Source organism: Legionella israelensis (genome assembly GCF_004571175.1).
In the GTDB taxonomy this organism is placed as follows: domain Bacteria; phylum Pseudomonadota; class Gammaproteobacteria; order Legionellales; family Legionellaceae; genus Legionella_D; species Legionella_D israelensis.
The window spans coordinates 2,371,286-2,394,795 of record NZ_CP038273.1 but is presented as its reverse complement, the minus strand read 5'-3'; the positions used below and the strand labels follow the sequence as shown (position 1 = coordinate 2,394,795).

The window sequence follows — 23,510 nt, the reverse complement described above, 5'->3', positions numbered from 1 at the left end:
TTTGAATCCTTATGCCGTGATGAATAACTCATGAGTGAATAAGAACACTAGCGTTTCTTCCCACAATTAGCAACCCCTGCTACCCAAGCTTGACCCAGGGATATTCCCCCATCGTTGGCAGGAAGCTGTTTTGGCAAATAGACACTCAAGCCTCGCTGACTCAAGGTTTGGATTAAACCCTCCGTTAATCTCTGATTTAAAAAGCAGCCGCCGCTTAATAATACAGTACGCAAACCGGTGTTTTTAACCCATATTAAAATCCATTCACTTAATCCCGCAACTAAAGTTCCATGGAAACGATTACTGCCTGTTATCGGATCGAGTTCCAAAAGCTCTGCGAAAGTTGGCAATAAATTAAAATGTCCATTTTCAATGATCCAGCCGTTTGATATCACCTCAGGCTCTGTTACCAAACTTTCCAGCAATTGTGCTGCATGACCTTCATAATTGGAAACGTGAGTGACCCCCAACAGCGCGCTGGCTGCATCAAAATAACGGCCACAACTACTGGTTGCTGGCAATGAACATTGGCTGACAAGTAGATCAGATAAGTACTTCGCTTGAGTCATATTGCCAAAACGTGCACTGATTTCTTCATTTAAACCCAACTCATGTAAAACAGATGCGCCCATCCGCCAGGGTTCTTTAGCGACACGATCGCCTCCTGGCATAGTGAGGGGGTAAAAACTCCCCAGCCTTTCAAAGCAGGCATTATCCAATAACATCAACTCCCCACCCCAGGACGCCCCTTGTGTTCCATAGCCGTATCCATCCAGGGCCAAACCAAGAGCAGGATGGATGATGTGATGCTCAGCGGCGACTGATGCCAAGTGGGCGTGTTGATGTTGCACATTAATCATTGGACAGTCATAGGTTTCAGCCAGTTGAGTCGTATAAAAATCGGGGTGTAAATCACATGCCACTTGTTCAGGTTTGATGTTTAAAAAATCTTGTAAATGCTCTAAAGATTCATGAAAAAACTCGATGGTATCCTTGTTACTTAAACTACCGATGTATTGTGACACAAAGGCTTCATCCTTCCGGGTTATGCAAAATGTATTTTTAAGATGCCCGCCTAAGGCCAATGTTGTTGGTATCGTAAAAGGCAGTTTAATGGCTTGTGGAACATAACCACGAGCACGGCGGATAAAAGCCGGTGAATGATTGATTAATTTTATGACGGAATCATCCACCCGTGTGACAATATTACGGTTATACGAAATTGTTAAATCAGCAATAGAAGCCAACGCTTCTTCAGCTTGGGTATCGTCAATTAGAAGCGGATTACCACCTACATTTGCACTGGTGACGACCAACATAGTTGAATCCGGTTTATCTAACCACTCTAATCCCCTAGGAAAACCCATTATGGCGTGAAACAGTAGGTAATGAATTGGGGTGGTTGGCAGCATAATGCCTAGCTGATTTAAACCTGGAGCAAGATCTTCAGGCATGCAATCCATTAATTTATTTAACAAAACGATAGGCCGAGTTTGGCAAGTTAGTAATTCTCGTCCCAGCGGAGAGATAGAGACTATTTGCTCGGCGCTTTTTAAATTAGGCACTAAAACGGCAAAGGGTTTAGCTGCTCGTTTTTTTCTTGCACGTAACGTTGAAATACTTGCTTTATTCCATGCATCACAGATTAGCTGATAGCCGCCTAACCCCTTAACCGCTAAAATTTTGCCTTGTTGGATGGCTTTGGCCATTGCTTTAATGCTGGTAGATAGTTGTGGGCCGCATAAGCTGCAAGCGGTAGGCTGGGCATGATAGCGACGATTGATAGGATCACTATAATCTTTTTCACAGGCACTACAAAGTGAGAAAGTATCCATAGAAGTTTGAGCGCGGTCGTAGGGAAGCTGGCGAGTGACCGTTAAACGCGGTCCACATTGAGTGCAATTTAAAAACGGGTAGAGATAGTACCGGCTTTTGGGATCAAATAATTCCTTCAGGCAATCCTGACATATTCCAATATCCGGGGAAATAATCGTATTACTGCTCTCTCCTTCACTGGACTTAATTTGAAAATGCTTCTCATTTTGGATTAAAGGGATCTTCTGACATTGTATGGCATCAATGCGCGCTAGTGGGGGTAACGATTCTTTGAGCTTTGATAAAAATTGATCGGTGGATGAACCCTGGATTTCTATGATGACTCCATGATTATTGTTTTTTACCCAGCCAGTCAGATTTAAATGGATTGCTGTATGGTAAACATGGGGGCGAAAGCCTACACCTTGAACAACGCCTTGAATTGTAATTTGTTGTCTTTTTAAATTCATACAATCCGAAACTTACTCCGAAATTTTTTTAAAATCTTTTTGGATGACAATTCAAGTCACTCAGATTACAAGCAACATGCAACCATTGATGCCAATCATGAATGCCTTGGTCTGAGGTAGAGGCTAGATGTAAAATCCGAACTTTTTGGTTGATTCGCCGTATGTAATCTTCGCATTGATCAAGATCAAATTGTACATAGGGTAATAAATCCATTTTGGTAATTAATACCAAATCGGCGCCGCGGAACATGTCAGGGTATTTCAAGGGTTTATTGTCACCTTCCGTTATGGATAACAGGACAATTTTATGGGTTTCCCCTAAATCAAAACTTGCCGGGCAGACCAGGTTTCCTACATTTTCAATGAATAAAAGAGTATTATCCTGGATTGATAACTCCTCAACGGCGTGGCCGATCATGTGAGCATCCAGGTGGCAAACTCGTCCTGTATTAATTTGCAAGGCCTGCGCACCACACTCTTTTAGTTTTGCTGCATCTTCATCGGTTTGCTGATCGCCAACAATGACTGCCATGCGTTTGTATTTTTTTAAGCTTTGAAACGTTTTACCGAGTAGGGTTGTTTTTCCGGCACCAGGGCTCGACATTAAGTTTAAAGCAATTATATTTTTTTGCTGAAAATGAGCACGGTTCTTAATGGCATATTGCTTGTTCTTAGCCAATAAATCTTCTTCCACAACGATGATATTGCGGTCACTTTGGTGATGATGAATTTCATTCACATCCTGATCATGAATGTGATCCGAGCACCCACATATTCCACACATTATTCCATCTCCATATATTTTACCTTTAATTCCTCACCCTGTAGGATGGATAATGAGAAATTACCACAGCTTTGGCACGGATCATAATACTGTTTAATCTTGATGATCTTCTGGCACGTTTCACAACGTGCTTTCCCCTCTATGTCGATGATATCTAATATAGCTTGTTCAGCAACGGTACCTTTGGCGGCGACATCAAAACTAAACTGCAGGGCAGAGCGCTCAACACAAGTTAATTGTCCAATTTCTAAACAAATTTTTTTAACCCACGCGCCCTTTGTCTCCTTAACATGTTGCTTAACAATCTCCAGTATATTTTTACATAAGGTCATTTCATGCATATAAAACACTCATCATTAATCAAGTTAGCGATTTTCTGGAAAGCACACTGGAACTATTTTCTTTGTGTGATTCAACTTTAAAACTGAGATTGCTTGCAAGCTCAATTATATTTTCATTTTCTTTAAGGATGTCACCGCACATTTTTTTGATTGCATGATTTGTTCCTATAATTTTTGGTTGATTTAAATTGCTAAACCACGAGAATAGAAAAATTCGCTTTCATTTGTTATACATAGTAAGTAATTTTTGCTTTCTCCAGAACTTGTTTATTAATAATAATTGTAAGTTTAAATCCAAGGAGACTAAACGTTAATTTTTCTTTTCCTTTATTAATTCTGATGGTATTAACCTTAGGCATGCGACATGGGTTTGATCTGGATCATTTAGCAACAATTGATGCAATCAGTCGTACGACTAAAGATAGTAAAATGCTCTCTCGGCTCGCTGGGATTTTATTTTCGTTAGGCCATGGCTTGGTGGTTGTTTTTATCAGCTTGCTTGTTGGCAGTGGACTTTTGCGAACAGTCGTCCCAAGCTGGTTGGATGATTTTGGGCAATGGGTCTCTATATTTTTCTTGTTGTCCTTTGGATTCATGACGATCTGGATGCTGTGGTCTCAAAGGCTAAATTCTTCGATTCCCCTTGGGCCAAAAAGCTTTATTTTGAACAAAATTACCAACAAAGTATCCGGCTCTTTTTCTATTATTTTCATAGGCGCTCTATTTGCACTTTCTTTTGATACCATCACTCAAGTGACTTTATTTTCAATTTCCGCATCCGTCATGTCGGGATGGTTGTTATCTGGTCTGCTAGGAGTGGTATTCATGTTAGGTATGATGGCATCGGATGGCTTAAATGGTTTTTTGGTTTCTGCTCTCATTCGACATGCCGATAAAAGCTCTCAGATAATTGCATATTCTTTGGGCTTATGCATTGCCGGCTTCAACCTATTGCTAGGGGCTTGGTCTTTGCTAGATAAATTATAAATCTCTTTCTCCAAAAAATAAGACAGCGATTTTTCCGATATCCTCTGTGATCAAATAGATCTAAATAATTGGCAGTTGTCTACATAGAGATCCAAAGAATATTAGAATAAAGTCATTTTGCCTTACACTCTAAAATAAGACATCTGAAGGGGGAGCATGAATGAATATACAATTTTTAGGTGCTACGCAAACCGTCACTGGTTCGAAATACCTGTTGAAAACGACAAATGAAACGATTCTTATTGATTGCGGACTTTTTCAAGGATTTAAAGAGCTTAGGCTTCGTAACTGGAATCCTTTACCTATTAATCCCGCAGACATCAGTACTGTTCTATTAACTCACGCCCACATCGATCACAGTGGTTATATTCCTCTACTGGTAAAAAATGGATTTCGAGGTAAAATCTTTTGTAGTGAGGCCACGTTGGATTTATGCGAGATTTTACTTCCGGATAGCGGTCATCTTCACGAAGAAGAAGCTCGTTTTGCCAATAAAAAGAAATATTCTAAACATCACCCAGCATTGGCTCTCTATACCCAGGAAGAGGCTGAAACTTCGCTACAATACTTTGAATCGATTCCTTTTGAAAAACCATTTCATTTAAAGGATAACCTAACAGCACAATTTTTTTATGCTGGTCATATATTAGGTGCGTCTTTCATACGTGTTCAGCACAATCAAACATCGATACTCTTTTCAGGAGATTTAGGACGCCATCAAGATCCCATCATGTATCCACCACAAAAGCCACCACAATCGGATTATTATGTCATTGAATCGACCTACGGTGATCGCCTACATGAATCGACTGATCCACAGGAACAGCTTAAGCACATCATTAACAAAACCGCTAAGAGGGGTGGAGTGATTGTTATTCCTTCATTTGCAGTGGGGCGTGCTCAAACACTTCTTTATTATATCCATCAAATACGATCGAACAATGAGATTCCAGATATTCCAGTATACATCGATAGCCCAATGGCAACAGATGCAACCAAATTATTTTACCATCATTCCACAGAACATCGATTGAGTAAAAAAGAAAGTCAGGCAATTTGTCAAAGTGCCCGATACGTTCATACCCCGGCAGAGTCCAAAGCTTTAGATGATAAAAAAGTGCCGATGATCATTATCTCAGCTAGTGGCATGGCCACAGGAGGGCGAGTTTTGCACCACATCCGAAGGTTTGCCCCAGATCATAGAAACTCAATTGTCTTTGCCGGATTTCAGGCTTCTGGAACACGCGGAGATCGAATGATTCGCAGAGAGAAAGAAATTAAAATGTTTGGTTTGATGGTTCCCATTCGCGCCGAAATTTTTCAACTAGAAAATATCTCGGCACATATTGATTCTGAAGAAATGTTGGCGTGGTTAAGTCAAATTAAAAAAACTCCCAAAACTGTATTCATCACCCACGGAGATAAAAACGCGTCTCAGGCACTCAAACAAAAAATTGAACAGCGATTCAAATGGCAATGCCAGATTCCTTCTTATAAAGAAGTCCATGACTTAAAATAAATTAGTATATCTTTCTAGATATAGTGAATTAAAATTTAAACAATCCCCAGAAAAGCATGATCAACCGCATGAGCTAATGAATCAAAATTAGCAATTTCATGCTTAATTTTCTTCTTTAAATTTGCTCAATCTTTTTTATCGTTCGTTTATATTGCTGCCACCGCCCTTTGGTTAAAATGAATGTCGACCGAACTTGTGACAAAAAAATTTTCATCTTAAATAGACGCTCAATTGTATATATATATTTTCTGCGTTAAGTTAATTTAATCCTCTGTGCTAATCTTGATATATTTACAATACATTTTCAGACTATTTGATAAACAGGAATTTTTAGTTATTTAAAGGATTAAATCATGTCAAATTTTCACAATATTTTGTTTGTTAGTCATAGGTTAGGTAGAGAGGACGAAGGATTAAAACAAGCTCTCCAACAGACCAGCCATAAACCAAGTCTTATTAACTATTCCTTGCTGGTGCTAAAACCCCAAGACTTTATTTCTCCCATAAAAGCTTATTAAGTGGAGACTTTTCATGTTAAAGAATTGCCTTAAAAAACACCAGGGTAACTGGCAAGAACTGCCAGTTGAAAAGGTATTGACCTGGCTTGAAACTGATATTCAAGGGTTAAATCAAGAAGAGGTTTTTAAAAGGCAGGAAGCGTTTGGGCCCAATAGAATACCTGAAAAAGCCAAAGAATCCATCATTTTGCGTTTTTTCCGACATTTTAATCATATCCTGATTTATGTGCTTTTGTTTGCGGCAATGATTACAGCCTTACTGAATCACTGGATAGATACGGTTGTCATACTTGCTGTTGTGGTGGTTAACGCTTGTATCGGATTTATACAGGAGGGCAAAGCAGAAAAGGCGCTTGATGCCTTACGACAGATGTTATCGCCCACGGCTACAGTTATTCGACAGGAAGAGCGACAGACCATCCCTGCCAAAGAACTGGTACCTGGAGATATCGTGCTTCTGGATCAACTATGTCTTAACCGTTTTTTAAATTTAATTAATCTATCATCATGCACAAAATAATCCCGAATTAAAATCTCTTATTCTGGCATTTGCAATAACAATGATTTTTCGCATTAAAGCAGTTAAAGCTACCATCTTTTTCTTTCCGGAAGAAATTAACTGATTGTAGAAAGATTTTAAGCTAGAATTTGAATTTCTTGCAGCCATGGCAGCTAAGAATAATATGGGCTTAATTCCACATCTGCCATAACCAATACACCGATAACCGCTAAACTGCCCGCTATCATTTGCCTTTGGTGCAAGGCCAGCAAGCGAAGCAATTTTACGTCGCGTTAAGGAACCTAATTCTGGTAATAAGACAAGAAGCTCATTAGCAATGATATCCCCTATGCCGGGAATAGTTTTTAGAATAGCTTTTTTTTCTCTTAACACAGAGTCAGCCTCTATCAAGGTATTTATTTCATCTGTAATGGTCTTGATTTGATTATTAAGCACCTCGAGCATTGCATTACAGCTCGCTTTGATGATGTCCGCGCGAGGAGCTTTTAATCTATTCTTTTCTGCAACAAGCATTTGTTTTAAATCATTACGACGCTGCACCAACTCAAATAAGGCAAGGGCTTTTGTTGATTGAGGAGTAAATAGTTCTAGTCGTTGTGCTCGCTCATACCCATATAAAGCCAATGAGAGGGCATCCAGTTTATCCGTCTTTGCCTCATTGCCATAAGATTGAATAAATCGTTTGACCTTACGTGTATTAGCTCGATGTACTGCAAACCCTGACTCACACAAAGTGAGCAATAATTGCATCTCATAACCGCCTGTCGTTTCTAATACAGTTAAAGCATATTTTAATTTACTCTTGAAATCGTTTATAAACGCTTTAATACCTGTCGGATTATTTTCATATTCGTATATCTTTTTTGAGCCATACATCGCTACAACAAAAGAAATTTTTCCAATATCGATACCAATATAATTACTGTATAATGACATGCGCGCCTCGAAATTTTATTGTTTAGGATTGTAAGCGGACGTTCTTTAATCAGAGTCCTTTCAACTATTCAAACGTTTCGAGAGCAGGGCTAGAGTACCTTGATCCAGACGGTTGTTAAAACCTATTCCGCGACGGTCGCTCACGCCCGTGCCCTTTATTTTTACAATAAGGGGCTACTCTCTTAATGGCCATTATATAATTTTTTGTAACTTACAATTCCGGTGATAAAGTACCGGCAGACATGCGCTTGATTAAAGTGCATGGACTCATTGTGGATGAGTCCATCCTCACCGGTGAATCGGTGGCTGTAGAAAAGCAGGTTCAATCCGTAGCAAAAGATTCAGTGCTGGGGGAACGAGCTTCAATGGCTTATAGTGGTACGCTGGTGACCCGTGGTCAGGCTAAAGGCGTCGTTGTAGCGACCGGTGAATTCACTGAAATTGGACAAATCAGTCATCTGTTATCAAAGGTAGACATGTTAAAAACGCCTTTGATTCAGCAAATGGATGTTTTTGCCAAATGGTTAACCGTTTTCATTTTGATGGTTGCCGGATTATTGCTGGCCTATGGATATTTTATACAGCATTATAATTTTGGCGCGTTGTTTATGGCCGTTGTTGGCTTATCGGTCGCTGCCATTCCTGAAGGGCTTCCTGCAGTTTTATCGATTACCTTAGCCGTTGGCGTTCAGGCAATGGCGAGGCGAAATGCAATCATTCGCAGGCTTCCTGCTATTGAGACCTTAGGCTCCGTTTCTGTGATTTGCACGGATAAAACAGGCACGCTCACCAAAAATGAAATGACGGTGGTATCCATTTTAACGGCAGAACATCAGTTTAATGTTGAAGGCTCAGGCTATGAACCGTCAGGCTCCATTAAACTTCATGGCAATATCATTCAAAAAGCACAACATCCTCTACTTATGCAACTGGCACAAACTGCAATACTTTGTAACGATGCCGAGTTATATGAGCGCAACGGAAACTGGATCATAGAAGGTGATCCGATGGAGGGAGCATTACTGACACTGGCGGAAAAATTAGGGCTATCGGTTATTGAAGAGCGCAAAATCTGGGCGCGCACGGATGCCATTCCCTTTGATGCGAGACACCGTTTTATGGCAACGCTTCACCATAATCATCAGGAACATGCCTTTATTTTTATGAAAGGTGCACCTGAGAAATTGCTAGAGATGTGCCAAAAACAACAAAATGAAACCGGCAATTTGGAGCCAATCAATCCAAGCTATTGGTTGGACCAGATTGAATCCATAGCTAAAAGCGGCCAGCGGGTATTGGCTCTGGCTGCAAAGTCCGTTTCTCCAGAGCATACCGTCCTTCAATTATCCGATATAGAAAACGATTTAGTTTTATTAGGCATGGTCGGGATGATTGACCCGCCAAGGGAAGAATCCATAGCCGCAGTAGCACAGTGTTTGAGCGCCGGCATTCAGGTGAAAATGATTACCGGTGATCATGCAGCAACTGCTGGTGCGATTGGTCGGCAAGTTGGACTAAATCATCCAGATAAAATACTGACTGGCCTAGAACTTGATAAAATGAATGATGCAGAGCTAGCAAGTATCGTTTTGGAAGATGATATTTTTGCCCGCACCAGCCCGGAACATAAACTGAGGCTAGTTATGGCGTTGCAGTCTCATGGAATGACCGTGGCTATGACTGGTGATGGCGTCAATGATGCATTGGCATTAAAAAGAGCAGATGCAGGCATTGCCATGGGAAAAAAAGGCAATGAAGTATCAAAAGAAGCCGCAGAACTTGTATTAGCAGATGATAATTTTGCCTCCATTGCAGCGGCTGTTCAGGAAGGACGCACTGTATATGATAATCTAAAAAAAGTGATTAGTTGGACTTTGCCGACCAGTAGCGGGGAAGCCATGACCATTATTTTGGCGTTATTGTTAGGTTTAAGTCTTCCAGTAACACCAGTCCAGATACTATGGGTTAATTTAATCACAGCGGTAACCCTTGGCCTATCGCTTGCGTTCGAACCCACAGAAGACAACACCATGCAGCGACCGCCAAGGCCAAGGAATGAGTCTATTTTAACCGGTTCACTGGTGTGGCATATCATTCTAGTATCCTTTTTGTTTCTTTGTGGGGTATTTGGTATTTACTACTATGCCCTTGATAAAGGATATTCGATTGAACTTTCGGTCAAGTCCAAAAAGTGCTGTAAATTCCCATTAATTCAGCCTATCAAGTTAGTACGTTATTTAGTCAAAGCATTCATCCCTACAACATTAGACTTTCCGGCTTCATTCTCAGCCAGCCAGTCATTAAATTCGTCCATATTAAGATAACGCCTTGATTGCCACTGCTCGTTTTGTTCAGCTAATAAAGCGCCAATCAGCCGCCATGCAGAATCATCATTAGGAAATATCCTTATCACTCGTTCTCGGCGCCTGATTTCCTCGTTAATTCGCTCTTGCATGTTGGTGGTGCGAAGTCGCTTCCTGTATTTCTCCGGCAACGCCATAACTACCATGGCATCGTCAAAAGCCTCCTCAAGGCAGGTAACTGATTTTGGTGCTTTTTTCTCAAAGGCATCAATAAAATCATCGCGTCTACGCCTGGCTTCTTCCATATCAGGTGCCTGAAAAACAAGCTTTGCCTTTTCAGCAACATCTTTGCGGTGTCTGACAGAGCAGTGCCCGAGGATGTTGCGCATCAAGTGAACTTGGCATCGTTGCCAGGTTGCACCTTGAAAGTGCTTTCTAGCCGCTTCCACAAGCCCTGCATGCTGGTCTGACACAACATACATCACGCCTTTTAGCCCACGAGATTTTAGCCATTTAAACGCTTCATCCCATGTAGCATAGCTCTCAGTGTCACCAATGCGAAGGCCCAGTATTTCACGGTAGCCATCACTTCTGATACCCGAGATGGTCAAGGCTGCTCGAGACACGACTCTGTCACCATCACGACACTTGATAAACATCGCATCAACCATGATAAATGGGTAGTTGTCACCATCAAACCGACGCTCGTTGAAGGCTCTGACTCTTGCATCAAGACCAGAACACAGTTGACTGACGGTTGACTTTGAAAAACTAGCACCGCAAAGTTCTTCAGTAATGTTATTAACTTTTCTGGTTGATACGCCATTAACAACCATTTCCATCAGAGCCAATACAAAAGCCTGCTCACTGCGTTGATAGCGCTTAAAAATATCGGTAGAAAAAGAGCCATCACGTGTCTGCGGCACTTGAAGAGTGACTGGTCCCACACGAGTGTATAGTTGTCTTGGACGGTAACCGTTACGATAGCCTATACGTTCACCTGAACGTTCATGCTTGTCTGCTCCCAGACTTTCTGACACCTGTGCCTCCAATACCTGATTCAATACACCTTCAACAAGCTTTGCGAGCCCATCCTGGCTTGATAAAAGTTCTGGAAGCAATTCCTTTCCAACTGTAATATTGTAATCCGTCATCGCTAATCTCCTTCGATAGTTATTGTTTTTCGCAACTCAATAGTACCGAATTTTAGCGATGACTCCACTCCTAAAAAGTCAACCTGAATTTACAGCAGTTTACGGACATAACCGAACTTTCACGAACTATTGCTTTAAACACTTTGGTGGTTTTAGAAATTTTTCACTTGTTTTATATCCGCAATATCTACGGAACCTCCTTAACCTGGCAAGCGGTAAAAGGAACAAAAATGGTATGGATGAGTGTTATTGTGATTACGATTGCTCAATTTGCCATAACTTATTTGCCACCGCTACAAAGTATTTTTAATACTGAATCGATTCCTTTTTTCGATGGTGTTCTCATCATCGTCATTGGCATGGTGTTTTTTGCCATGATTGAAACAGAAAAACAACTGAGATTACGGATTATATCGCTTCGTCATATGAATGCCCTTTCTTATCCCAAAGAGCGCGTATGATGTTTTCTGTACAAAGATAGGAGAAACCATGCAAAAGGATTTTTTAGAAAATGTAACATTTGATGAAATGACTGTAGGTCAACAAGCCAGTTTAAAAAAGCAGCTGACGGAAAAAGATATTAAACTGTTTGCGGCGGTCTCAGGCGATGTCAATCCTCAGCACATGGATCCAGAATATGCAAAAAGTGATATTTTTCATGGTATTGTCGGGCATGGCATGTGGTCGGCGTCTCTTATATCCACAGTGCTCGGAACCATTTTACCTGGTCCGGGAACGATTTATCTTGAACAGGACATCAAATTTAAAAAACCAGTACGTATTGATGATACAATCACAGTAACCGTCATCGTACATGAAAAAAAAGCGGACAAGTCAATTGTCATCCTAGATTGTAAAGGTATCAATCAACGTGGAGAAACCGTTATGGAAGGACGGGCTACCGTTCTTGCACCAACCCAAAAAATCCGTGCCCCTAAAATTCATTTACCGGAAGTTCAAATCCATAGCTATGACCGACTTGAGTCAATTATACAAACCTCTCAAAGTATGAAAAGAATCTCTACAGCGATTGTTCACCCAGTAAAAACCAAAACATTAGAGGCGGTAAATGATGCATTCAAGACAGGCTTGATTAATCCTATACTCGTAGGCCCTGAAAAAAAAATTAAAGCAGCAGCACAAGAGACGAACATCAACGTTTCCAATTGGAAAATCATTGATACCGAACATAGCGATGCCGCTGCGGCTAAAGCCGCTGAATTGGCTGAAAAAGGGCAAGTAGAAGCTATAATGAAAGGCGCTCTGTCAACCAATGAGTTATTATCGGCTATTGTTTCAGTGAAAACTTTACGAACAAAATATCGTATCAGCCATGCGTATCTTATGGATATCCCCTCCTATCACAAGCCACTCATTATTACGGATGCCGGTGTCAATATTTCTCCGACCACCTCGGAAAAAGCAGATATTTGCCAAAACGCTATTAATCTCTGGCGTACCCTGTTTGGAGAGCGCAAGAAACCAAAAGTAGCCATATTAGCTGCCATTGAGCTGATTAACCCCAAGATGCAAGCTACCGTTGATGCGGCAACCTTATGCAAGATGGCCGATCGCGGTCAAATCACCAATGGCATATTAGATGGTCCTCTTGCATTTGATAACGCCATTAATAAACAAGCCGCCGAGGATAAAGGCATTCAATCGATTGTTGCAGGCGATCCGGATATTCTCCTGGTTCCAGATATTGAGTCAGGAAATATGTTGGCCAAGCAATTAACATTTCTGGGAAATGCAGATGCAGCCGGCATTGTGCTGGGAGCAAGAATTCCTATCATACTGACAAGTCGAGCTGACTCACTACGTGTACGGTTATTATCCTGTGCTTTGGCAGTAAAAATGGCAGATGCGCGAAGAAAAGGGATAATCAAATGATTCATAAAATAAACCACAGCATCCTCGTCATCAACAGCGGTTCATCCAGTATCAAATTTCAATTGTTTAAGAAAGAGCGATTACAACTACTGGCTAAAGGTAAAATTGTTAATATAAACACAGCTCCATTGTTCAAAGCCATCGAAACGCATTCAAAACAAGAAAAAATACAACGAACGGAGATCAAACTTCCTGACGAGTATACTTATAAAGAAGCATTGAATTATATTTTAAGTTGGATTGAAGCACATTTTAATCAGTGGAAAATCGGCTGTGCGGCTCATCGAGTGGTGCACGGGGGGCATTATTTCTCAAACAGCGTTCAAATTTCCTCTGAGGTTCTTTCCAAGTTAAAGAGCTTATGTCCATTAGCGCCTCTGCATCAACCTCACAACCTTACAGCAATTGAGCTGTTGGAGGAGTTGAAGCCAGATATAACTCAGATAGCTTGTTTTGATACTGCATTTCATTCTGGCCACTCTCGCCTTTTCATCGAATATGCCTTGCCAGAAGCCTTGCGTTATAAAGGAATTCGCCGATTTGGTTTTCATGGCCTTTCTTATGAATGGCTAGTCTATAAATTACGGAAATGTGAACCTGAGCTTGCCAAAGGGCGAGTCATTGCCGCACATCTTGGCAATGGCGCAAGCCTTTGTGCTATAAAAAACGGTGTAAGCATTGACACGACAATGGGCATGACCGCTCTTGATGGGCTACCGATGGGAACACGATGCGGAAATCTCGATCCAGGGGTCATCCTCTATATTCTCAAAGAACTTGGCCTGACTACAGATGAACTGGAGCGAATGCTATATCACGAATCAGGTTTGAAAGGATTATCAGCTTGGACAAATGATGTTCGTCTGCTTGAAGCAAGTGATAATCAAGACGCAAAATTTGCACTCGAATATTTCTGTATGAAAACAGCCCAGTATATTGCCATGATGGCTGTATCGCTTGGCGGTATCGACGGTATTGTGTTTACAGGAGGAATAGGAGAAAACTCAGAACTGATCCGTCAATATATCTTGCGACGTCTTGATTTTCTGAAACCCTTTGAGATCCGAATCATCAAAACAAATGAAGAAAAAATAATGGCAATGCATGCCATTCAAATGATTGAGGAATAAGGAGAGTACTGTGAGCCGCTTAAAAGGACTTATTGTAGGTATAGCTAATGAGCATTCCATAGCATGGGGATGCGCCCAAGCTTTAGATAAAAAAGGAGCAGAGCTTGCTATCACGTATCAAAATGAAAAAACCAAACCATACGTTGAGCCATTAATCCAAGAGGTTACCTGCCCAATATTTATGCCGCTTGATGTGAGGGATGATGCTCAATTAGACAGCTTAGTTCAAACCATACAAACCAAGTGGGGAACATTGGATTTCGTTATTCATGCCATTGCGTTTGCACCTAAAACTGACTTACAAGGCCGTGTTATTGATTGTTCCCGTGAAGGCTTTACGATCGCAATGGACGTATCCTGTTATTCTTTTATCCGACTTGCTAACATTTTTGAGCCTTTAATGCAACATGGTGGAAGTTTCTTAACCATGAGTTATTATGGCGCAGAAAAAGTGGTTAAAAATTATAATTTAATGGGACCGGTGAAGGCTGCATTAGAAGCTTCTGTTCGTTATCTGGCAACTGAGCTTGGGCACAAAAAAATTCGCGTGAATGCTATTTCACCTGGACCCATTAAAACACGAGCAGCATCAGGATTAGCGGATTTTGACTCTTTAATGGAAAAAGCAGCCAAAGAAGCCCCTCTGCATCAGGTAGTTACCATAGAGGCAATTGGAGAGGCTGCTGCCCTTCTTATATCGCCAGAAGCAAAATACATTACAGGTCAAGTCATCTATGTGGATGGTGGTTATAATATAAGAAGCTAAAGTATGATAGAGATAGCCTTTTTACAGACCGCCCCATTTTATGAATTAAGCGCTCTTTTGCTTTGCGCTATGATCATTGGTTTTTTGAGCCTTTTATTGCGCCAACCAATGATTGTGAGTTTTATCATTGTAGGTATTCTGGTCAGCCCGAATTTTTTTGGCATCGTACAGTCTTACGAACATATTGAGCTTTTGGCAGAACTTGGAATTGCGGTATTGCTTTTTCTGGTGGGGCTGAAGCTGGACTTGCAGCTCATCAAAACATTGGGACTGGTGTCATTGGCAACAGGTATCGGCCAGGTCGTCTTTACCGCAATCATTGGCTTTTTTATAGCGATAGCACTCGGAATGAATATAACGAATGCTGCTTATGTTGGCGTAGCATTAACGTTTTCCAGCACCATCATTATTGTTAAGTTGCTCTCAGATAAGCGGGAGGTAGATTCGCTGTATGGACGAATAGCCATTGGCTTTTTGATTGTGCAGGATATTGTCGTTGTATTTGCCATGATTGTACTTTCTGCGTTTGGAATGGGAATTGATCACAGCACAACCCCTGATGTGCTGGTCAATCTGGCTATGATGGCCTTTTATGCTCTGATTATTTTTATACTTCTTTGGCTTTTTATTCACTACCTTGCGAATCCTTTAGTGAGCAGTATCGCACACTCGCCTGAGTTATTGATCATTTGTTCGATTGGTTGGGCAGCGCTATTGGCCAGTCTTAGTCATTATTTTGGTTTCAGCAAAGAACTGGGAGGATTGCTTGCTGGTATATCCCTGGCTTCAACGCCATTCAGGGATGCCATTGCATCGCGATTGTCTTCAGTGCGAGACTTTTTGTTGTTGTTTTTTTTCATATCTTTAGGCTCACAGCTTAATTTAAACCAGCTTGGTAATCAGATACTTCCTGCAACGGTTTTTTCTCTGTTTGTTCTTATCGGTAATCCACTTATTGTCCTCATTATTATGGGATATATGGGCTATCGCAAACGCACAGGATTTCTCGCGGGACTTACGGTTGCTCAAATCTCTGAGTTCTCTCTCATTTTTATGGCCATGGGACTTAAACTCGGTCATGTTTCAACGGAATCACTGGGATTAGTAACCTTGGTTGGGTTAATCACCATTGCTGCATCAGTTTACATGATAACTTATTCCTACACGCTGTATCGATGGATTGAACGACTATTAACACCATTTGAACGTAAGATTCCTTATCGCGAAAAAGGAGATGTTACTGAAAAATTTAATCATAAACGGTATGATATAATTCTATTTGGCCTTGGTCGTTATGGTCAGGCTATGGCGAAACATTTGCTTCAGAATAATTTTAAAGTACTTGCAGTTGACTTTAATCCCGATGAAGTGAACAGTTGGCGTCAAAAAGGCCGTTACGCCATTTATGGGGATGCATGTGATATCGAATTCATGGCTTCACTTCCCTTAAAAAATACTCAATGGATCATATGCGCAATCCCACAACATGCGCCAGGTTTAACACATGACGATCCCAGAATCATGCTGGTCAAGGGCCTTAAAGAACATCACTACAAAGGGAAAATTGCTGTATCGACCCAGCATGCCAGTCAAGTTGAAGCACTGAAAGAAAAGGGGGTGGATATGGTGTTTTTACCCTTTGATGATGCAGCGGATAGAGCCGTAGAGAAAATCATACAGAGTTGATTTTTATTTTTCAGGTAGCGCGGCAAGCCTGTCTATATTGCTCAAACCCATGAGTCAATAATTTCGAGGAATTTGAACTGTTCTGATAAACGGAGCTTTTTCTAGTACAACGTTTCACTGATTCTGTCCTGCCAAAAGAACTGTATATGGTCTTTCATTATTTGTATAGGAGCACAACGATTCATTTTAGAAGTGAAGAGTTAAACGAACTCTAAAGGTTTATGAAAAAATTTACTGACAGAATATTGGTGAGAAAATTAGGCGCACCAAAACGTCGAATATATTGGTTCATATAGCCAACTTCTGTTGAAAGAACAGGGGAAAATTGGTAAGCAAATCCAATAAAAAATCGATTCTGATCAAAACCTTGCCCATTTCTGCCAATAAAATTATTTTTATGCCAAAAGATTTCATCCGAGCTTACAATGCTATAATTAGGAGCGATTTCTAATGGTTTTATAAGCTTGACAAGTTGTCTGGCACGATAGGCTGTTTTAGTGCCATTAGCCAGGAAACGTTGCTCCATGCGCGTTCTGCTGATGAACGTAAAGCGCTTGATTGATGTGCTCCATAGAAGTTGTTCCCAAACTCGGTTTTCATGAAATGGTTGGGTAGTAAAAGGCTCACCAGTGTATATCCAAGCATATCCAAGCCAAAAGCTTATATTGTCTGAAATAGTATATCCAAGCCCTATGCGTCCCAGAGTTTGTGAAAAGCGACTACTGTTTTCGCCCACGCGTTCTTGGCCTTCTAACCAATACTTAAAACGACCAAAATCCCGACTTTCTCGGTCAAAATGACCTGTTGTGGTAAGATTAAGCCACGTTTGGAAATCATGTACTGTATCAGAATACGATTTTGAAATAAAAAAAGACAAAACGCAGGCAGTGAAACCTAATAATAAATGTTTGCAAACTACGCTCAACGTAATTCCTTAAATGTTATAGCGGCTCTTAATGTAAACCTGTGATTTATATTATTTGAAATCAAGAAAATCAATCGTTTGTACTTCGATATTTTTATATTTGGCATTTTCTTTAAAATCATTTATTAGCTCAACCACGTCATATGCAATCGATTTAGAATTGGAGCAGTCAATGATAACCTTTGACCCTGATGGAATAGCATCTAAAGCCTGCATAATGTTTGCTTTATTAAAAAATGAAACTTCCTCTGCCAAAACCAGGTGATAAACAATGTCACCATTCTCTTTTTCAGTGATTGTTTTCATATAATAGGCATTGCGATAGCTGTGCTTTAATGTGAAAAAAATACCAAAACCAATACCGATGATAATTCCTCTCAACAAGTCAGTCACCAAGATACCTATTACTGTGGCTATAAAGGGCATAAATTGCTCTGAGCCGAGTTGATACATTTTTTTAAATAGCGTTGGTTTTGCAAGCTTGTAGCCTACAATGATTAATATTGCCGCAAGAGAAGACAATGGAATCATATTGATAAGAGGAGCAAGTATTGCAGCGGAAATCAAAAGAAAGATACCATGAAGTATTGTGGATAGTTTTGTTTTTCCTCCAAAATTAATGTTAGCTGAGCTGCGAATAATAACTTGGGTAAGAGGTAATCCACCGAGCAGTCCGGAAATCACATTACCAAGACCTTGAGCCTTAAGCTCCCGATTAACCGGCGTAATCCGTTTATGTGGATCCAGTTTGTCTGTTGCTTCAACACACAATAGTGTCTCAAGACTGGCCACGATAGCGAGCACTACCGCTATTTTCCATACTGTAAATTCCTTTAGTGCTGAAAAATCAGGATGTGTAAGTTGTTTTAAAAAATCGAGAACACTTTCAGCCACAGGGATTTGAACCAAATTATCCTTACCAAGACTCAGTTCCCAAAAGCCAATTTGATAAAGTTTATTCAATAAAATGCCAACAATAACCACCACAATTGGAGCCTGGATTATCTGAAAAAATCTGTTTTTCTTTATAAGCACGGTATCCCATAAGATGAGAATTGCCAATGAAACGAAAGAAATGAATATCGCCCCATTATTAAAGGCATTCAGTGCATTCAAAATATAATTGATAGTGATATCAATACTAAACTGAAATGACGACAAATCGCCGATTGTATCCGGATCAAAACCTAAAGCGTAAGGAATTTGCTTTAAAATGATTAACAGACCAATTCCTGTTAACATCCCTTTAATCACCGACGATGGGAAAAAATAAGCGATAAACCCCGCTTTTGCATATCCCATAAAAAGTTGAAAACACCCAGCCAAGACTACAGATACTAGAAATGCCGGCCATGAACCAAGACTTTCAATGGCCAACAATACAATAACCACTAAACCAGCTGCTGGTCCGCTAACCCCAAGATTTGAACCACTGGCAATTCCTACAACGATTCCTCCGATGACCCCTGAAATGATCCCTGAAAACAAAGGAGCACCTGAAGCAAGTGCAATGCCGAGGCACAATGGCAATGCTACAAAAAAAACAACAATGCTTGCCGGAAGGTCATGTTGAATTCTTTTAAAAGATATTTCTTTTAAGACATTTAACATGGGCTATCCATTATTGAAAATATTGGTATATGTTTTACAGATTAAAAAAAGAGACTTCTCCACTGGTTATATCGTACAAACTCCCTATAATTTTTATCTTTTTTTCCGACACTAATTTACTTAATGTTTTACTTTCGCTTAAAACAGTATTGATGCTGTTTATCACATTTAACTTAGCAACTGCATCCACAAAACGAGGATTGTTTCCATTACGTTCTCCTTTTATCGACATTTCTTTATCAATCGCCGGTTCAATTTTCTTTAAGAGCCCTGACAAATGTTCCATTTCCACCCTGTTGCAAGCTCCTTTTATTGCCCCGCAATTAGTGTGTCCTAATACCACAATAAGTTTTGAACCTGCGACCTCGCAGGCAAACTCCATGCTTCCCAGAACATCATCATTGATGACATTTCCCGCAATTCGAATACTGAAAATATCACCAAGTCCCTGATCGAATATCAACTCTGCAGGGGTTCTGGAATCAATGCAGCTTAAAATGGTTGCAAAGGGGTATTGACCGCTTGCTGTCTCGTTGACCTGCTGTAAAAGATTTCTATTAAGGCGTAGATTTTGTATAAAACGTTGATTTCCTTTTTGTAACAACTCAATCGCTTGTTCGGGAGTAATTTTTTGTTGTAACTCTTTTGTTATTGTCTTCATTATCAACCTTATATCTGTTTCCAAGATTTACGAATTCGGAGGTACAGCGAACATATCAATATGACTCAATTGTAACAGTCGTTTGGCAACACTTCCCATCAACAAATAATGCAGTTTCGAACGTCCTTGTGTTCCGAAAACCAACAAATCAGCACCCCAGTTTTTTGACTGCATGATGATGGCATCAGCAAAATAACCGCCAATAATTTTTTTATCAAATTTATCATGGTTTACCTTACAGTATTTTAAGAAATCATCCAACTTCTCCAAAATATCTTTTGTTGGGTTATTTCTTTCATTCTTGCCAACGTTATCAACATTTAAGAACTGACGGTAATAGATATCTACAATATGCAAGAGCTGAAATCTGGCCTCTGGAAAACACTGAAAGGCAAATTCAACGGCTCTTTTACTGGCTTCAGAGAAATCGGTAGCAATCAATATCTTATGGTAAGAGAAGGATGGCTCTTTTTTTATGAGTAAAACAGGAGTATTCCCCTGCCTGACCATATCACCGGATGTTGTGCCTAATACATAATCACTGACATGGTACTGGCCATGTGCGCCGGCAATAATTAAATCGCCCTGATTATCCTGCGTAAACCGAATGATTTCATCTGCTATTCTGCCCAAAAGAACTGAAATCTTCATTGAGACTTTAGATGAAAAGGGCTTCACCAGTTTTTGTAGTTTTTCTTCTGTGTTTTTTTCCAATCTAAGTAGTTCTTTTTGTTGCTCTTTATTGGAGAATTGGACAAAGCTTGCAGGCCATGGCTGTTTCAATACGTGAATAAGTTCCAGTGTTATATCTTGATGCTCGGCTAAAAGAATAGCTCTTTTAAGCGCATATTCAGCATGTTTTGAAAAGTCAGTTGGTTATGTCCGTAAACTGCTGTAAATTCAGGTTGACTTTTTAGGAGTGGAGTCATCGCTAAAATTCGGTACTATTGAGTTGTGAAAAACAATAACTATCGAAGGAGATTAGCGATGACGGATTACAATATTACAGTTGGAAAGGAATTGCTTCCAGAACTTTTATCAAGCCAGGATGGGCTCGCAAAGCTTGTTGAAGGTGTATTGAATCAGGTATTGGAGGCACAGGTGTCAGAAAGTCTGGGAGCAGACAAGCATGAACGTTCAGGTGAACGTATAGGCTATCGTAACGGTTACCGTCCAAGACAACTATACACTCGTGTGGGACCAGTCACTCTTCAAGTGCCGCAGACACGTGATGGCTCTTTTTCTACCGATATTTTTAAGCGCTATCAACGCAGTGAGCAGGCTTTTGTATTGGCTCTGATGGAAATGGTTGTTAATGGCGTATCAACCAGAAAAGTTAATAACATTACTGAAGAACTTTGCGGTGCTAGTTTTTCAAAGTCAACCGTCAGTCAACTGTGTTCTGGTCTTGATGCAAGAGTCAGAGCCTTCAACGAGCGTCGGTTTGATGGTGACAACTACCCATTTATCATGGTTGATGCGATGTTTATCAAGTGTCGTGATGGTGACAGAGTCGTGTCTCGAGCAGCCTTGACCATCTCGGGTATCAGAAGTGATGGCTACCGTGAAATACTGGGCCTTCGCATTGGTGACACTGAGAGCTATGCTACATGGGATGAAGCGTTTAAATGGCTAAAATCTCGTGGGCTAAAAGGCGTGATGTATGTTGTGTCAGACCAGCATGCAGGGCTTGTGGAAGCGGCTAGAAAGCACTTTCAAGGTGCAACCTGGCAACGATGCCAAGTTCACTTGATGCGCAACATCCTCGGGCACTGCTCTGTCAGACACCGCAAAGATGTTGCTGAAAAGGCAAAGCTTGTTTTTCAGGCACCTGATATGGAAGAAGCCAGGCGTAGACGCGATGATTTTATTGATGCCTTTGAGAAAAAAGCACCAAAATCAGTTACCTGCCTTGAGGAGGCTTTTGACGATGCCATGGTAGTTATGGCGTTGCCGGAGAAATACAGGAAGCGACTTCGCACCACCAACATGCAAGAGCGAATTAACGAGGAAATCAGGCGCCGAGAACGAGTGATAAGGATATTTCCTAATGATGATTCTGCATGGCGGCTGATTGGCGCTTTATTAGCTGAACAAAACGAGCAGTGGCAATCAAGGCGTTATCTTAATATGGACGAATTTAATGACTGGCTGGCTGAGAATGAAGCCGGAAAGTCTAATGTTGTAGGGATGAATGCTTTGACTAAATAACGTACTAACTTGATAGGCTGAATTAATGGGAATTTACAGCACTTTTTGGACTTGACCAGTCAGTTGCTATGATTACCTTTCTAAGTGACATTAAAACTCCCTTTTTTAACTTTTCATTATTTCTTTAAATCTTAGCATAAAGCCATTCCCTTATTGCGAGCCTACCTATAATTCGGATAGTTATATAAAATAGTTAAACCAAAGCAATTATTACGCAAAGAAATCTCAGGCTTCATCATGAACCATCATCAAGGGGCAACCACAGCCTTAAAGACATACAAACAAATCGAACTCAACGGCGAGAAGAATCTTCAATTTTTTCTTGATAAACACAGCACCAAAGAAGGCACATGGGGACACTTGACCGTTCATGAAGGCACCCTTGAGTTTGTTTTTCTCGATGGGCATGGACATGAACTGTCACATCATACATTAAACTTTAAATCTCCAACACTTGCGATACCGCCTGCAGCATGGCATAAAATTGCATCAATAAGCCGTGATTTCAAAGCCACTTTGCAGTTTTGCTGCCAGCCGCATCGCTATTTTGAGAAAAAATATCGCCTGGCACCTATCCATCATGACTTATGGGCCATCCATCAAACATACCTGAGAGAGCGGGGAAAAATGACTGTTCTGGATGTTGGCTGCGGTTCGGGGCGAAATCCATTGGTTTTTGCCTTATCAGGACACAACGTTATTGGTATAGATAAGAATAAGGAAGCGATTGAGAATATTCGTCATATCGCAGCACAAGAGCGATTATCAAAGATTGAAACCCATATTCATGATTTGAATCAACCTCTTCCCATCAAAGATAAGTCCTTTGACTTTATTTACTCCACCGTAACTCTGCAATTTTTAAACCCGTCCAGCATCAAACCGTTACTGACAAAATTGCAATCCCTAACCTCGACAGGAGGGATGCATTTTCTCGTTTTCCCCATTAAAGCAAAACCCTATACTTACCCTCAAAGTTTTACCTATCTGGCAGAAACCAACGAACTCTATCATTTTTATCAAGACAGTGGCTGGTCTATTCTCGAATACAAGGAAAAACCAGGCCAATTACATAAGCTGGATGAAAGCGGGAAACCCAAACAAGGTATCTTTGGTCATCTGCTTGCTCAGAAGCACTTAGAAAGCTTCGGTAGATAGCTAATGGGAAAGAAAATAAAAACGTGCGTTATTGATAAAGAACCACTCAAATCTATACCAAAGAAGATAAAAAATCCTTGCCCTGCTAACTCATTTGAAAAATTTAATCTCCAGGAATGATT

The 23,510-nt window shown here is 40.5% G+C and carries 17 protein-coding genes and 3 pseudogenes; 11 read left to right on the top strand and 9 right to left on the bottom strand.

Translation table 11 applies throughout. The features are described from left to right. Nucleotides 1-47: 47 nt before the first annotated feature. Genes hypF through hypA form a run of 3 tightly spaced genes read right to left on the bottom strand, consistent with a single transcriptional unit; the run spans nt 48 to nt 3,410 of the window. Entirely contained in the window at nt 48-2,285 is a 2,238-nt protein-coding gene (hypF, locus tag E4T55_RS10890; protein WP_058502999.1) for a carbamoyltransferase HypF, read from the bottom strand. Nucleotides 2,286-2,313: 28 nt separating this feature from the next. After that, complete coding sequence (gene hypB / locus E4T55_RS10885; RefSeq protein ID WP_058503000.1) at nt 2,314-3,069, bottom strand: hydrogenase nickel incorporation protein HypB; 756 nt, start codon at nt 3,067-3,069, stop codon at nt 2,314-2,316. Continuing rightward, the gene (hypA, locus tag E4T55_RS10880) at nt 3,069-3,410 is read right to left on the bottom strand and encodes a hydrogenase maturation nickel metallochaperone HypA (protein WP_058503001.1); all 342 of its coding nucleotides are present in this window, start codon (nt 3,408-3,410) and stop codon (nt 3,069-3,071) included. Before hypA ends, hypB begins: the two co-directional genes overlap by 1 nt. 339 nt (nt 3,411-3,749) lie before the next feature. Between hypA and E4T55_RS10875 the strand changes: the two genes are divergently transcribed. The 3 genes from E4T55_RS10875 to E4T55_RS10865 all read left to right on the top strand — a co-directional run bounded on the left by E4T55_RS10875 (nt 3,750) and on the right by E4T55_RS10865 (nt 6,954). After that, nucleotides 3,750-4,397 carry a HoxN/HupN/NixA family nickel/cobalt transporter gene (locus E4T55_RS10875; protein WP_058503002.1) on the top strand — a complete coding sequence of 216 codons (648 nt, stop codon included), beginning with the start codon at nt 3,750-3,752 and terminating at the stop codon, nt 4,395-4,397. Nucleotides 4,398-4,557: 160 nt separating this feature from the next. Beyond that, nucleotides 4,558-5,916, top strand: coding sequence for an MBL fold metallo-hydrolase RNA specificity domain-containing protein (locus E4T55_RS10870; protein WP_058503003.1), 1,359 nt, complete (start codon nt 4,558-4,560; stop codon nt 5,914-5,916). 531 nt (nt 5,917-6,447) lie between these two features. Continuing rightward, nucleotides 6,448-6,954, top strand: coding sequence for a cation-transporting P-type ATPase (locus tag E4T55_RS10865; protein ID WP_115325348.1), 507 nt, complete (start codon nt 6,448-6,450; stop codon nt 6,952-6,954). Here E4T55_RS10865 and E4T55_RS10860 read toward each other — a convergent pair. Beyond that, the gene (locus tag E4T55_RS10860) at nt 6,940-7,890 is read right to left on the bottom strand and encodes an IS110 family RNA-guided transposase (RefSeq protein WP_115325220.1); all 951 of its coding nucleotides are present in this window, start codon (nt 7,888-7,890) and stop codon (nt 6,940-6,942) included. The two genes, E4T55_RS10865 and E4T55_RS10860, sit on opposite strands and share 15 nt — an antisense overlap. A 218-nt stretch (nt 7,891-8,108) precedes the next feature. Between E4T55_RS10860 and E4T55_RS10855 the strand changes: the two are divergent. Continuing rightward, nucleotides 8,109-10,067, top strand: a pseudogene (locus E4T55_RS10855) (HAD-IC family P-type ATPase); the annotation flags it as partial. A gap of 56 nt (nt 10,068-10,123) precedes the next feature. On the opposite strand, the gene E4T55_RS10850 reads toward E4T55_RS10855, so the two are convergent. Then, a complete protein-coding gene (locus E4T55_RS10850; RefSeq protein ID WP_115325208.1) occupies nt 10,124-11,347 on the bottom strand; it encodes an IS256 family transposase in 1,224 nt (407 codons plus the stop codon). 113 nt (nt 11,348-11,460) lie between these two features. Here E4T55_RS10850 and E4T55_RS10845 point away from each other — a divergent pair. The 5 genes and pseudogenes from E4T55_RS10845 to E4T55_RS10825 form a co-directional block, all read left to right on the top strand. Further along, nucleotides 11,461-11,808 (top strand): annotated as a pseudogene (locus E4T55_RS10845) (cation transporting ATPase C-terminal domain-containing protein); the annotation flags it as partial. 28 nt (nt 11,809-11,836) lie between these two features. Then, nucleotides 11,837-13,240 (top strand): bifunctional enoyl-CoA hydratase/phosphate acetyltransferase, encoded by a 1,404-nt coding sequence (locus E4T55_RS10840; protein WP_058501145.1) that lies wholly within the window; start codon nt 11,837-11,839, stop codon nt 13,238-13,240. An 8-nt stretch (nt 13,241-13,248) separates the two neighbouring features. Continuing rightward, on the top strand, nt 13,249-14,370 hold the full coding sequence (locus E4T55_RS10835) for an acetate/propionate family kinase (RefSeq protein ID WP_058501148.1): 1,122 nt from the start codon (nt 13,249-13,251) through the stop codon (nt 14,368-14,370). Nucleotides 14,371-14,380: 10 nt separating this feature from the next. Further along, a complete protein-coding gene (gene fabI, locus E4T55_RS10830; RefSeq protein WP_058501144.1) occupies nt 14,381-15,136 on the top strand; it encodes an enoyl-ACP reductase FabI in 756 nt (251 codons plus the stop codon). 3 nt (nt 15,137-15,139) lie between these two features. Then, nucleotides 15,140-16,822, top strand: coding sequence for a cation:proton antiporter (locus tag E4T55_RS10825; protein ID WP_058501143.1), 1,683 nt, complete (start codon nt 15,140-15,142; stop codon nt 16,820-16,822). Nucleotides 16,823-17,033: 211 nt separating this feature from the next. Here the strand turns inward: E4T55_RS10825 and E4T55_RS10820 are convergent, their stop codons facing one another. The 4 genes and pseudogenes from E4T55_RS10820 to E4T55_RS10805 form a co-directional block, all read right to left on the bottom strand. Then, the gene (locus tag E4T55_RS10820; RefSeq protein WP_238583413.1) at nt 17,034-17,699 is read right to left on the bottom strand and encodes a DUF2490 domain-containing protein; all 666 of its coding nucleotides are present in this window, start codon (nt 17,697-17,699) and stop codon (nt 17,034-17,036) included. Between the two features lie 99 nt (nt 17,700-17,798). Continuing rightward, nucleotides 17,799-19,358 carry a SulP family inorganic anion transporter gene (locus E4T55_RS10815; RefSeq protein WP_058501141.1) on the bottom strand — a complete coding sequence of 520 codons (1,560 nt, stop codon included), beginning with the start codon at nt 19,356-19,358 and terminating at the stop codon, nt 17,799-17,801. A 34-nt stretch (nt 19,359-19,392) separates the two neighbouring features. Then, nucleotides 19,393-20,019 carry a carbonic anhydrase family protein gene (locus tag E4T55_RS10810; RefSeq protein ID WP_058501140.1) on the bottom strand — a complete coding sequence of 209 codons (627 nt, stop codon included), beginning with the start codon at nt 20,017-20,019 and terminating at the stop codon, nt 19,393-19,395. Between the two features lie 27 nt (nt 20,020-20,046). Next, nucleotides 20,047-20,883 (bottom strand): annotated as a pseudogene (locus E4T55_RS10805) (universal stress protein); the annotation flags it as partial. Between the two features lie 123 nt (nt 20,884-21,006). Here E4T55_RS10805 and E4T55_RS10800 point away from each other — a divergent pair. Both E4T55_RS10800 and E4T55_RS10795 read left to right on the top strand, forming a co-directional pair. Next, the gene (locus E4T55_RS10800) at nt 21,007-22,230 is read left to right on the top strand and encodes an IS256 family transposase (protein ID WP_115325208.1); all 1,224 of its coding nucleotides are present in this window, start codon (nt 21,007-21,009) and stop codon (nt 22,228-22,230) included. Between the two features lie 237 nt (nt 22,231-22,467). After that, the gene (locus tag E4T55_RS10795; RefSeq protein ID WP_058501797.1) at nt 22,468-23,388 is read left to right on the top strand and encodes a methyltransferase domain-containing protein; all 921 of its coding nucleotides are present in this window, start codon (nt 22,468-22,470) and stop codon (nt 23,386-23,388) included. The last annotated feature ends 122 nt before the right edge of the window (nt 23,389-23,510 follow it).